At 34.2% G+C, this 13,383-nt stretch carries 13 protein-coding genes and 1 tRNA gene; 4 read left to right on the top strand and 10 right to left on the bottom strand.

Features of this window, described 5'->3' with window-relative positions; translation table 11 throughout:
- Positions 1–35: 35 nt before the first annotated feature.
- The 6 genes from QY331_10655 to QY331_10680 all read right to left on the bottom strand — a co-directional run bounded on the left by QY331_10655 (position 36) and on the right by QY331_10680 (position 7,466).
- On the bottom strand, positions 36–1,490 hold the full coding sequence (locus QY331_10655) for a HAMP domain-containing sensor histidine kinase (protein ID WKZ68413.1): 1,455 nt from the start codon (positions 1,488–1,490) through the stop codon (positions 36–38).
- A 6-nt stretch (positions 1,491–1,496) separates the two neighbouring features.
- Positions 1,497–2,648, bottom strand: a complete 1,152-nt coding sequence (locus tag QY331_10660) for a sialidase family protein (protein WKZ68414.1) — start codon at positions 2,646–2,648, stop codon at positions 1,497–1,499.
- A gap of 108 nt (positions 2,649–2,756) precedes the next feature.
- Positions 2,757–3,944: a mannose-6-phosphate isomerase, class I gene (manA, locus tag QY331_10665; GenBank protein ID WKZ68415.1), complete on the bottom strand. Its 1,188-nt coding sequence runs from the start codon at positions 3,942–3,944 to the stop codon at positions 2,757–2,759.
- A gap of 63 nt (positions 3,945–4,007) precedes the next feature.
- Entirely contained in the window at positions 4,008–4,154 is a 147-nt protein-coding gene (locus QY331_10670) for a hypothetical protein (protein WKZ68416.1), read from the bottom strand.
- A 68-nt stretch (positions 4,155–4,222) separates the two neighbouring features.
- Positions 4,223–4,295 (bottom strand) — tRNA-Gln (locus tag QY331_10675).
- Positions 4,296–4,310: 15 nt separating this feature from the next.
- On the bottom strand, positions 4,311–7,466 hold the full coding sequence (locus QY331_10680) for a hypothetical protein (GenBank protein ID WKZ68417.1): 3,156 nt from the start codon (positions 7,464–7,466) through the stop codon (positions 4,311–4,313).
- Between the two features lie 212 nt (positions 7,467–7,678).
- Here QY331_10680 and QY331_10685 point away from each other — a divergent pair, with 212 nt between their 5' ends.
- From QY331_10685 to QY331_10700, 4 genes are read left to right on the top strand one after another with little or no spacing between them, the layout of a single operon-like run.
- Positions 7,679–8,521, top strand: a complete 843-nt coding sequence (locus QY331_10685) for an NHL repeat-containing protein (protein ID WKZ68418.1) — start codon at positions 7,679–7,681, stop codon at positions 8,519–8,521.
- 1 nt (position 8,522) lies between these two features.
- A complete protein-coding gene (locus QY331_10690; GenBank protein WKZ68419.1) occupies positions 8,523–8,981 on the top strand; it encodes a DUF2085 domain-containing protein in 459 nt (152 codons plus the stop codon).
- The gene (locus QY331_10695; GenBank protein ID WKZ68420.1) at positions 8,978–9,481 is read left to right on the top strand and encodes a hypothetical protein; all 504 of its coding nucleotides are present in this window, start codon (positions 8,978–8,980) and stop codon (positions 9,479–9,481) included. The genes QY331_10690 and QY331_10695 overlap by 4 nt, the downstream gene beginning before the upstream one ends.
- Entirely contained in the window at positions 9,478–9,774 is a 297-nt protein-coding gene (locus QY331_10700; GenBank protein ID WKZ68421.1) for a hypothetical protein, read from the top strand. Before QY331_10695 ends, QY331_10700 begins: the two co-directional genes overlap by 4 nt.
- On the opposite strand, the gene QY331_10705 is transcribed toward QY331_10700, so the two are convergent.
- Genes QY331_10705 through QY331_10720 form a run of 4 tightly spaced genes read right to left on the bottom strand, consistent with a single transcriptional unit; the run spans position 9,749 to position 13,382 of the window.
- Positions 9,749–10,441, bottom strand: a complete 693-nt coding sequence (locus QY331_10705) for an energy transducer TonB (GenBank protein WKZ68422.1) — start codon at positions 10,439–10,441, stop codon at positions 9,749–9,751. The genes QY331_10700 and QY331_10705 overlap by 26 nt on opposite strands.
- Positions 10,441–10,845 carry a biopolymer transporter ExbD gene (locus QY331_10710; GenBank protein ID WKZ68423.1) on the bottom strand — a complete coding sequence of 135 codons (405 nt, stop codon included), beginning with the start codon at positions 10,843–10,845 and terminating at the stop codon, positions 10,441–10,443. Before QY331_10710 ends, QY331_10705 begins: the two co-directional genes overlap by 1 nt.
- Before the next feature lie 8 nt (positions 10,846–10,853).
- Positions 10,854–11,516, bottom strand: coding sequence for a MotA/TolQ/ExbB proton channel family protein (locus tag QY331_10715; protein WKZ68424.1), 663 nt, complete (start codon positions 11,514–11,516; stop codon positions 10,854–10,856).
- Between the two features lie 24 nt (positions 11,517–11,540).
- Entirely contained in the window at positions 11,541–13,382 is a 1,842-nt protein-coding gene (locus tag QY331_10720; GenBank protein WKZ68425.1) for an SPOR domain-containing protein, read from the bottom strand.
- Between the last annotated feature and the right edge of the window lies 1 nt (position 13,383).

The following is a 13,383-nucleotide window of genomic DNA, read 5'->3' on the forward strand; positions in this document are numbered from 1 at the left end:
TAAAACTACCCTACTTAGAGAAATTATCTGATCTTTCAAATAACAGTTCTAAAAAACATTATAGTAAATGTTGTACCTTTGTTTTTTATAGTATCAATTTTTATTTCGGCTTTATTTATTTCGCAGTATTTTTTTACCAACGCAAGTCCAAGTCCCGTACCTTCAAATTTTCTAGAATAACCTTTATCTTCTTGTAAAAATGGTTCATAAATAAACGGTAGAAATTCATCTGCAATTCCGATACCAGTATCAATGACATCGACAAAAACATTAGTTTTGTTTTTTCCGACTACAATTTTTACTGTCCCTTCTTTTGTATATTTTATCGCATTGTCAATAAGATTAGAGAAGAGTTGAGTTATACTATATTTATCTCCTCTTACAATTATATCTTTTTCACTTTCTTCTGATATTAATTCAAGATTCTTTTCTTTAGCAGAAATTTCAAATTCTGATTTGAGTGGTAGGATAATTTCTTTATATAAATTGATTTCCTCAAAAAGTGCTTTATAATTACCGGTCTGAATTTCTGCCATGTTTAAGATCAGGTCAATAGTTCTAATGAGTCTATTGCTACTCTGTTCAATTATATCGAATGATTCTTTAACTTCTCCGTATAATTTATATTCAAATTCGCTTTTCAGTAGTCGCGTAAAATTTACAATTGCATTAATAGGAGTTCTAATTTCATGAGACATCTGAGCCAGGAACTCTGTTTTAAGTTTATCCGACGCTTCGGCATTTTCCTTGGCAGAAATCATTTCATCACGGGATAGTTTTACTTCCTCAACCATTTTGTTAAAAGATTCGGAAAGTGCCTCGAGCTCATCTCGTGTATCAACAATTATTTTAAGATCATAATTTCCTGAGGCAACCTGAAGGGTTCCGGCGGTAAGTTCCTTAATAGGATTAACAATTTTCTTGACGAAAAACAAAACCAGCAGAAATCCGACAATAAATATGACACTGCCAAATTTTAAGTTGTTCAGCAGTACAGATAATTCCGCCACTCTTAATTCTTGAAGAGAATAAACCATTTTGATCGATCCCAAATGTATGTTTGGCAACTCAACCGGAACGAACAAATGTAATGTGCTTCCTCTATATTCCCAACTTATCTTCTTCTCGTTTATTGAAGCATCTAGAAGTGGGTCATCAATTATAAAAACTTCTTCCTCGCTTATTCTTTCTCCATTGGTTATAACTTTATTCTTTGTATCGATAATTAGAATCTCAACAACAGCACTATCTCTTTTCACAAAACTAATAGTTTGACGGAGTTGATATATATTGGATGCATAAATATCTTCTGCGGTTGATACCTTTAATATTGTCAACAAACTTTTTGCTTGTTTGAGATGCTGCTCACGTAAATTTTCATTTTGGTAATTGGTGTTAATAATGGTGAAAGTGATAATAATCCCGAGTAAGCCGATTACGCCTACCGCGAGATACTTTTTTGTTAATGTAAGATTAATTTTGTCTGCCATATAAATTTACTTGGCTAATAATAATCTAAAATTCTCAATACGATGAAAAGTTAAGTAGTTCGCATCATGTTGAGATGAAGCTAAACCATCCTTTTCGAAATACGAAGTACGAGAGAGAAATACGATATCATCTCCATCAAATTGGAAATCCACATACTGAAATCCAACATTCGAAACACTTGGGTCTTCGAGGATAATTTTATTTACTGGCCAATCAACCAAATTATCAGATGAAATTAATGCTAATGTATTCCTAGTTCTTTCCGGATTATTTTGACTAAATCTTTGAGGAATATAATTTGTTAATGAAATATATCTTTTCGTTAACTCATCAAATCTGACTGTAAACTTAACACTGCCTCCCGGGAAATTAATAAATCCGGTTTCCGGATCAAAGGTAACAACTTTCCCAGTTAAACCAACTTTAATTATAGCAGCTCTGTTCCCTTCATCTGTATGATTTCTTAAAATGCACCACAGATAATTTTGCGGAGTAATAACTACATTACCTTCCAACCAAGCAGAACCTGGCCAAGATTGATCATAACTCAATCTATTTGTTGATTCCCAGCTTGTAGCATCCAAAAGATCTGCATCAACAGGGACTGACATTACGAATGCTCTAAAGTATTTTCCCCAATCGGTTGGCGGATTTCGATCTTCCATAGATCTCCAAATTCTTCCGTTGTGAATTACCATCGGAACAGGAGCTGTGTGATACTCACCGTCATCTAATATAAGACCGTTCTTTTTATCCGTCGGAGTTGTCCATGTAACTCCACCATCAATAGATTTCCGAATGACAACATAACCATATTCTTTTGTAGTGCCCATAATGTATAGACTACCATTATGATAAAACAAGTTCGACCAAAATTGGTTTTTAATGTTAGATATCAATCGCCATGTTAATCCTTTATCGGTCGATTTGTAAATAAAAGTTTCGGCTATTGAAATTCCGGGCCCAAAATAGTCATGAGACGCTAAGAAATCTCCGTTCGGTAAAATCACTAAACTTGGTGATCCAATGAATTTTTTGCTCTTTATCGGTGAATGGGAAACAATGACACCAGGGGGTGTCGTTCCAGGCAAAGCTTCATCTTGAGCATACAAGAAGAGAGCAAAAAGAAGAATTATAAGGAAGATTTTTTTTATCAATTTTTTTCAGAATTAATGTTGTATTAAAGTATAAAAATGTAGAAAAAAGTTGAAAGTAGCTATAGAAAATTTGTATAAAGTAATTCAAGACTAATCAAAAATTTTCCCTTATTGAGTAGAAGAACTCGGAATTGTCACAAAAACTAGTTTAGACTTTATACTGGATTTCAATTCAATTTTCTCAATGAGTGCCGGTATGATAAAACTTTCACCTTTTTTAAATTTATCAATTCCAGATTCACAATTGATTTGTAAGTTGCCTTCCAATAAAAGTCCGGTTACTAATCCAATATCTTCGAAATGCTTAGTCTCTCCTGCTTCTAACTCAATAATAGAGATTTCAAATTCGTCTATAGGGATCGAATAGTTTCTTTCTCCATTATTTTTTTGTCCGGAAAGTATAGTAACTTTACCACCTTCAAATTTCATCATATCCAATAGTGTATCCACATCTTTAAACTTAGGAGTTAATCCGGCTCGAACAACGTTGTCGGAATTTGCCATACACTCAATAATATTTCCTTTAATATATGCGTGGGGAATACCGGCATCAGTAAAAATAGCTTCTCCACTTTTAAGTTGGACATAGTTGAATAATAAAATAGAAATCAGTCCGACATCGTATCCAAACTTTTCGAATTGCTCAATGAAAACTAATTCTTCATCTGACTTCTGTTTAGTGTTCTTAATTTGGTTAAGTAACTGATCAATAATTTTTACTAATTCAGTTTGTGATAAATTTATTATAATCGAATAATATTCTTTTATTATTCCTTCTTTATTCGATTTACAACTTTCAAGCAAACTTGAAAGTGAATTATAATTCTTGCAAGTTTTTATAAACTCATCAACTGGCTTAAAACCTACTATGGCATTTAAGTAATCAACGGCAATTGCTATTTCGGGTTTATGATTATCATCAGGGTAATTAATTGGATCTTTTTTATGAAGTTTTTTCGCTAACTCTTTATTGGGATGCGCTTGAATTGAAAGTGCTTGGCTACTTGATAATATCTTCAGTAAATATGGGAGTTTGTTGTTGAACTTTCTGGTAACTTGCTTACCCAAAATTTGATCGGGATATTTTTCGATCAATTCAATCAGACTAATTTTTTGTTCATTAATAAAAAGATAAGATGGTGCTTTCGGATGAGCACCAATCCATAATTCCGCATAAGGCTTATCTCTTTCAATTTCTAGATCAAGCAATTTGGGGATGAAAGCATTCTCATTTTTTGTACCCCAATCATAATACTGGATTTGGTTTATTAACTTGTATGCTTTCTTTTCTATCATGTAAGAAGTTCTCGATTATGATTATTTAAAAATAGTAAATCTTTATTACTAAGTATTCTCTTACTAAATAACTTTGGATAAAACGGTATAGATTATTGCCATCAGAAAGAATATTGCAATCACTGCAAATACTATTGAGGCATAAAACTCCCACCTCTTAACGCCATTTTTATTGGGTTCTTCTTTTAGGTATGCAATTAATTTTTTCATTAATCTATTCTTTTAATCGCATCAATATAAAAAAACCTTGATTATAAATTACAATCAAGGTTTATAAGTTGTCCCGTCAGGGGTCGAACCTGAACTCTTCTGATCCAGAGTCAGACGTGTTGCCAATTACACCACGGGACAATTGATCGATCAAAATTATTTGTTATTTCTATTTCTACCAACTGCTTCATTATTTGGTTTCAATCCGGTTGCGCTTGAACCTTCACATATACCTAAATTAAATATTTCACTTACATCACTAATTGTCGGATCAGCTGGTGGAACGTAAGGAACTCCGTTCGGAGTGACATCAGTGATTCTAATTCTCGCCAAGGTTGTAGGATGATCGGCTACAAAAACTAATGTACTGTCTTCATCATAGAAAAATTGACCTACTAAGTTAGCCGGGATTCCATAAGCACCGCTCGATTCATAGAATGGATCAAGAACTTCCCAAGTTGCTCCATTATTGTAAGAGTATTCAATTTTAACATGTGAAATTCCAGCTGATGTCCAAGTGACTAATGTTAGCATCGGATCATCATCCGGACAGAAGAAATATTCTCCTCCAAATGGCTGCTCAACCCGCAATAGTTTAACTTGTGGGTGAATCGTAAAGAAACCATCGGTATCATCAAATAAATTTTCGTTATTTGATTCCCGTATTCTGATTTTTGCGAGATCAGTTCTGAACTGAATAGATTCAGGAACTCTCCAATTATATAATCCGTTGCTTGGTACACCGGTCGTAATATTCGTCCATGTAGCACCACCATTTAGCGAATATTGTATATCAACTTGTTCTATGTTGGTTGATTCCCAACGGATTTCATGATAGTTAGGATTGTTTGGATCTTTGCTTGTTAACCAATTTTCGCCACCATTAGGTCGTGTAACAGTTATAGTCTTTGTAAGTTTCGGTAAAATAGTAAATGTATTATCCGATGCATCAACCGGTGAACCCGTAGCTGCGTCACGAACACGAACTTTATATTCTGTGGAAGGGATAGCAAACTCGGTTTCATAAGTACCGGTATTTAATATAGAAACCGCAACTGTATCCCAGCTTAATCCGTTGTTTGATGTTTTCTCTATATGAACCCGCTCAATGCCTATTGAAGTCCAAGTTATATCAAATGACTCTCCGGCGACAAATTCTTCACCACCATTCGGACTTAATAAAGTAATTGATGGAATTGGCTTAATGGTAAATGTACCGTTACTTTCATCAATTGGTTTACCATCGGCCGCATCACTTATTCTTATTTTTGAAGATCTCTTAAAATCATCTACAATTGGAATTGGATTCCAAGTAAATGCGTCAGCATTTTCAATTGATTCTTCAATGACTGTCCAAGTTGTGCCATTGTTCAGTGAATATTCAATTTTAACAGAATCAACTCCACTTGATTGCCATGTTATAAGTTCGGATACACCCGACTGCCAAACCTCACCACCATTAGGAGATATTACGGTAAGTGTTTGAACAACTTGATTAGTTATAGTAAAATTACCATCAGAAACATCACTCGGAATTCCATCAATCGCATCACTAACTTTAACACGGCATTGTTGTGAACTTATATCAGGTATTCCATCCCAGACAAAGAAACCGATACTAGGTGTACTTTCCGTGATAGTAGTCCAAGTAGCTCCGTTGTTAGTTGTGAATTGTATTTTTACATTTTCAACATTGGTTGAAGTCCACCTAATATTAGCGGAACTTCCTGCTTGAAGTTGTTCACCGCCATTCGGCTCAATAACTTCTATTTGTGATTCTTGAGATATTGTAAATGTACCATCACTTTCATCTTTTGGATTGTCATCTGCAGCGTCACTAATTCTAACTTTAGCTAAAGATGAAGGTGTATTTGGAATTCCCTTCCAAACATAAGTTCCGGTATTTGCAACACTGTTCGCAATTGTGCTCCATGATTGACCGTTGTTAGTTGTATAGTCAATTCGAAGACTCGTTACGCCATGCGCAAACCATTTAATTTCTTGATCCGTACCAATTTCCCAGCTCTCCCCTCCATTTGGAGTATAGACTTCAAGTATATCTTCTCCTGTATAAATTGTAAACGGATTATCCATGATATTGACAGGTCTTCCATCGCTGGCGTCGGAAATTCGAATATTGCATAAGGACGAATTTAATGTAGGGATTGGATTCCATTCAAATGATCCGTCACTGAGAGTACTGTTAGAAATTACATTCCATTCAGCACCGTTATTTGTTGAGTATTCAATTTTGACATTCGCAACATTCTTAGAATTCCATTGAATAAATTCGCTTGTTCCAGATTTCCATTTTGACTCGGAAGTCGGGCTTAAGATTGTAATGCTTGCTTCCGGTAAAATTGAAAATGTAGTATCGCTTTCATCTACATTAGCCGGGTTATCTACGTCTGTAATTTTCAATTTTGATAGACTTGATGGTGTTGATGGAACCGGATTCCACAAATACACACCGGTGTTGGTTAAGTTATTTACAATTGTATTCCAATTAAGACCATTGTTAATTGAGTATTCAATTTTAACCGAAGCAATATCTTTACTGTACCATTTAATTTCGTAATCCAACCCACCCTCAATTTCTTCACCGCCATTTGGTGTAAGTATCTTAAGATTGACATCAATGATTATTGAAAAAGTGGAATTCATAATCGCACTTACAGTCGGTGACGCAGCATCTGTAATTCTTATTAAACAATTTGATGAATTAATTGCGGGAACATTTTCCCAAGTATATTTAGCTTTTGTTGCATCAAAATTATTTACTATCGGCTGCCATGTATTTCCGTTATTCGAAGAGAACTCAATATTTACCGTCTGAACTTTGCTTGAGATCCAGGTAATATCCAAAGATGTCCCTTGAGGAACAATTTCACCGCCGGAAGGTGAAGTGAGAAATAAAACTTTGTTAATATTTTCAATGATACTCCAAGTCGAATCACTTTGATCGGAATGCGAACCATTCGCAGTTCTGATTCTCATCAGGCAACGAGTCGATCGTCTATCCGGAACGGGTCCCCAAGTAAATGAACCTGTATTAGAAACGCTATCGGAAATTGAAGTCCAGGTTGACCCATTATCAGTGGAAAACTCAAGAACTAAAGAGGTTTGCAATTTGCTTTCCCACAATATATCGTAATCAGATCCAACCATAAGAGAATCATTCCCGTTTGGGAAAAGTATGGTAAGTTCTTCTTCTTGATCGTCATCATCTCCCGGATCAACAACTTCTTCTTTTAATTTACAGGAGACTAAGGCGAGCATTAATATGATTAGGGCTATTAAAATTCTTTGCATATGATCCTCAAAACATTCTTAGTTTTTTAAGATAGTTTTATATCGTATAAATATAACAAAATAATTGATTTTAAGATATTTCTTTAATCAACCGAGCTAATTGATTGTATCGTCAAAAATTATGCTAAAAATATACCCCTATTTTTGTAAATTCTTATATCGTATTTTTCCAATCGGTAAAAATGACATGTATATTTGTCCGGAATAAGTTTATGAAAGAAAAATTGATTATTGGAGCAATTTTATTAACAAGTATGGTTTTCAGTCAACAATTAGTATTGGATTACCAAATTGGAAATTTTTCTAAAGCAGAATCATTTTCTTTAGCACAGAATCAATTTATTTATGTAACGGATTCTGAGACAAATGAAATCTACAAACTTGATCTTACCGGTAATGTGCTTAAGTCGTTAGGCGGATACGGATGGAGTGAATCAGCATTTGATTCGCCCGTTGATATTTTCGCTTCTACTTTAAATGTCTATGTGACAGACAAAAATAATGATCGCGTTCAATTTTTTGATAAAGATCTGAATTACATTTCTCAATTTGGTTCAGACAGAATCGATAATTATCAATATGAATTCAGGTACCCGACAAGTGCGGTAATTTCTCCTTTAGGAGATTTGTTTATTCTAGATTCGGATAATTCCAGAATTCTGAAATTTGATTTGAACGGAAATTTTTCTCTGGAAGTTGGAAATTATGATGCCGGGAATTTTTCTTTAAGTAATCCAATTAAATTTGATATCTCTTCCGATCTTCGACTATTTGTGCTTGATGAAGGTGAAATTAAAATATTCGATCAATTTGGCGGAGGTTTGACCAAAATTAAAATTGAAGAGGGAGCTAAAAATATTCAGCTTTCAATGAATGCGGCAACAATTAGTTATGAAAAGAAAATTCTGCTTCTTGATCCTCAAAAGAGTCTAACCCATTTTGAGAAATATAAATTGGATGAAGATTCTCCCATTATGGATAGTTTTGTTTTTCGGAATCAATTGTTTGTGTTAACGGAGAATTATATATCGGTCTATAAATTACCTAAAGAATAATTTGAGAACTGTTTACAAAGTTTTATTAACTGTGATTGCACTCCTTTGGTTAACAGGAAGTTTATTACCTTTATTTCCTTTCACACAAAATATTTTTATTGAGTATGTACCATTCCTTTATATCTTATATTCGCCTGTTTGTCATCAGAATGTTGATAAGTTAATTTGTGTAGATATTTCATGCTCGTTACTTTGCGCAAGGTGTGTTGGTATTTATTTAGGTGTATTTATTACATCGTTCGCATTACTATTTATTGAACCGAAGAATGTAATTCCAATTAAATATTTGTTTATACTCTCAATTCCTCTATTACTTGATGTTATTTTTATTTCCTTAGGTGTTTATAGCTATTTAAAATTAATTGCATTATTAACCGGATTTATTTTCGGATCGGCTGCATTTTATTATTTTTACAATGGAATTGAAATATTTTTGTACGAGAAAAGGATAAATAAATGAAGAAGTATCTTCCGTCGCTTGTCGCTGGTTTTGGAGCCGGTGTTTTATCGGTAGTCCCGGTATTAAAAAGTTTTGCATGCTGCCTGATAGTTCCAGCGGCAGCCTATTTATCTATAGTTCTTTATCAACGCGCAAATAATTTGGATGAAAGAATTGAAACAGGCAAAGCAATTTTTTTAGGTTTGTTTACAGGATTATTTGCCGCTTTATTTACAACTTCCTTTGAGATTATTATAACACTTTTTACTAAACAAAATGATTTGATTGAAGCTTTTGGAAATTTGCAAGGAATGATCAACTCTTTCCCGATTGATGATGCAATTAAACAGCAAGTAATTGATATGATGAACGATGTTGTAGTTGACCTTCGAACTAAGGGCTTTTCATTTCTTTACTCTATAACACTGCTGTTTAATAATCTCTTAGTAGATATAATTTTTGGTATTGTCGGTGGTGTAATTGGTTTACAAGTAACAAATGCAAAATATAAAAACAGATGATAAGCGCATTAATATTTGCCGGACACTTATTTTTCATTCTATACATTTTTACCAAAAAATGGCAGGAGGATTCACTTCAATCCGCATTTATTAATGCCGGTTTAATTGTTCTTCTGTTTTCGGTAGGCTGGTCAATTTCTACGATGGTTCTAAAAGTTTTTGTCGAGCAAGCAGGCTTTGGGATTTATTTCGACAGGGATGCCATGAGTCTTACTCTTTTAACAATAGCCGAATATTTCTTCTATAAATTTTATTATGGTGAGATAATTACTGAAGCCGGTAAGGAAAGGTGATCACAGCAGTTTGTTCCAATTGTTTTTGATTTGAGGATAACGGTTCGAATCTCCACTGCCGTAATGAATTTATTGCCGCAGATTCTAATCTACCATCCGCTTTAATCAAGGGAATAATTCTACCGACTGTACCGTCTGGTAAAATTGTGAATCTCAGTTTCACATCAATTTCTTTAGAAACACCCTCCGGGTATGCCGGAAGTGAATAGCTGTAAATTTTTCTTTGTCCTTTTCCTCCGAAATCAATATCAAACCCGAAGGTTCCCTCACCGGAACCATCAAACTCCTTGCCTTTTTTATCAGATTCAGTTTCTTTAATTGGTTCAACTTTTTGTGGCGGAGCTTCTACGGTTTCTTTTTTCTTATCGGCTGCAATAATTTTATTTTCATCATCGGTGTTCACAACTTGAGGAAGTTCGACTTTTTTATTTTCTACTTCCGATTGTTGCTTTTGCTTTTCAACTTCTGCAACATTTTTTTTCTCGGTTACTTCTTTACCGATTGCACCTGAAGAACCTGTTCTTCCAATTGCACCAAAACCAATTGTCACATAATCTTCGGTATTGAATTCGACATTAAAATTAACAAAGAAAAAAATCAATAAAAGGAATGCATGCAATCCGAACGAAAACACATATGAGCTATTTTTAGAATTGTTGTACTTCATTATATAATTTCTTTTTCGGTCTCAATTGTAAACTTGTCAATACCGACACCTTTCGCCGCATCAATGACTTGTATAACATAGTCAATCTGAACATTTTTATCGGCACGAATGATTAAATTTTTCTCGGGTGCTTTATCCAAAGCTTGAGTAAGTTTACCCGGTAATTCTTGAATTGTTGTTTCATCCTGTCCGAAATAAAACTTCTCGCTTGATGTTATAGTGACAATCAATCTTGAGGGAGTAGATTGTTCATTAAATTTTGAACCTGGTAATTGCACTTTAACTCCCGTCTGTACAACAAACTGAGAAGTGAGCAAGAAGAAAATTAAAAGTAGAAGAACAATATCCGTCAGAGATGAAAAATTGAATATGGATAAAGGTTTATTTGCCATTTGAAATTTCATATTCTCACCTACCTATCCAACTCTATAATATCATTATCATCTTTTATTGATGTACCAGTTCTCACTTCTTCTAAAATATCAATAACGTCGTTTGAAATTACTTCCATATCAAGAACAAGTTTATTTATAGCTGCGACCAAATAATTATATGCAGTAAATGCTATAATACCGACAGCAAGACCGAATGCCGTTGTTAATAATGCTTCCCAAATACCGCCGGCTAAATCGGATGGATTTGCCGCGCCTTGAAGGCTTTCAATATTCATGAACGCAGAAATCATACCGGTTACGGTTCCAAGAAAACCAAGCAATGGAGCAACACCGGAAATTGTTGCTAAAACTGATAGTCCTTTTTCCAACTTATTAATTTCTTGTTTACCAGCATTATCGATTGCTTCGGTTACACGTTCGTGCCCCAAATTATGTTTCTTTAAACCTTTCCGAATAATATTAGCAGCAGGAGATTTTTCTTCCATACAATATTTTACAGCACCATTTATATCATTTCTTTTTAGCAAACTCCTAATTTTGACTAAAAAAGCCGGTGCATTTAAACGGGATTTTCTGAGAACAATATATCTGTCAATTATGATTGCAACTGCTATTATGGATGCAATAAAAATCGGCAGCATCAACCATCCGCCTTTAAATAAAACAGAAAGTAAATTCATAGTATATCCGTAATTAATTTTTGATTATAGTTGGGTATTGTTAAGAAAGTTCCTGGCTTCCGACTCGGATTTAAATCCACCGATTCTTACTCTGTGCCAGGTTCCGCTTTTGCTGGGCAAATATGCTTGAACAATGAATGCATTATACCCCCGGGCTTTCAATCGTTTCATCTCTTCTTCCGCTTTTATCGGACTTCGCCATGATGAAACTTGTACGTTATATTCATTTCCTCTTCTAAATATTAAGTTCGAAATTCTTATTTCTTCAACCTGCGATGTATTATCTCTTGCTGCTGCTGTTCTCTGTTGATCAGTTGGTTGAACAGGTTTTTCCTCCTGCGAAGTGACTGTTTGCCTTGGTTCACTTGTTACAACATCAGTCTCTCTTTCAGAATTTATTATATTGTTTTGTGTTGGGGTCAAAACTTCCTTAGTCGGTGCATCACCCATTGAAAAGGCAAAATAAATAATTGCAGCTAATATGACTACAATACCTCCGATGACAAACATATTTGCAGTTGAATTTCGATCCCGAAAACTTCTATAACTTTTAGTGGAAACTTTTGTTTTTTCTGTCGTCTTTTTAGAAAGAGTTTCCTCTTGGGGAGAATTGTATTCTTCGAGCGGACTAGTTAGTCTAGTAAATCTTGTCTTGACTTTAGTTGGAGGAACCGGGCGTGGTTTACTTAAATTTGTAATTCTATATTCATCATCTCTCATTTTCCCATAATCAATATCGTCAGTAAGTTCACCGGTTAATTTCTTGAATTCCGGATCAAGCTGGAGAGTTTGTTCTAATGTTCCGAATGGATCGTTATCAATTTCACTCGATTCTTGAGTCGATTTACTAATCGGTTCTACTTCTTTAGTTGTAACTTTTTTACTTTTTATTTCTGCAGGTTCAGAATTCGTCTCCTCAAAATCGGGAATATCCTTTTTTAGTTCATCACCCCAGTTCCAATCAAATTTTTTCGAATCATCCGATTCACTGAAAATTGCTCTATCTAAGTCAAACACATCATCTTTATTCAATTTAATTTCGGATGCGTCATCATCACTAAATGATGATTGATTACCTTCAGATTGAATATCTTGATCAACTTCGTCATCACTAATTCCAACTTCAGAAATAGTTTCATCGAATATCTCTTGTGTGGATATACTTTCTTGAGCTTCAAGATTTTTAAATGTTTCTAAATCGTCAAATAATTCATCTATTTCGGTTTCTTGTTCAGCAGAATCTGTTGGGAAAGAATAAAGTTCTGATTCACTGACAAAAGCTTCAAGCAATGATTCATCATCACTCTTTGATTCAGGTTCTTCATCCGGTTGTGTTAATTCATTGAGAACAGATTCACTACTTTCTTCTGTCGATTTTGACTCCTTTTTATCACTTGTTGTTTTTAGGTAATCATCCCATAGATTAAAATCATTGAGTATCTCACTTTGTTGAAGAATTTCAGAAACTCTTTCCTCAATTTTCTTCCGGATAAAAATAAATGAAGTTTCCGAATCACTTCCGGATTGATATGAAGAATTAATTGGTACAACCGGTTTACCAACACTCAAACTGAAAACATCTTCCAAGGAAGTTTCAGAATAATCTGTTTTTTTTACAGGTAATCGGATAAATAATGTCTTTGAATTTGGTTTATTTGAAATTTGAGAAAAGATTAACTCGGCAGTTTTAGTTTCCGGATTCTCTTTATATTGGAAAACTCCTAATTCATCAATGCGAATTGCTTCGCCGTCTTTATGTATTACTTCTAAAATTTTTTGTTGTAAGACTTCAAAGGCAAGTTCTTTCTCACTCGAAGATACTCCGATCAAATTCGAACAAGCTTTTTGTAATTCTTCTTTATTCATT

This window comes from Melioribacteraceae bacterium (genome assembly GCA_030584085.1).
Classification (GTDB): Bacteria; Bacteroidota; Ignavibacteria; order Ignavibacteriales; family Melioribacteraceae; genus SURF-28.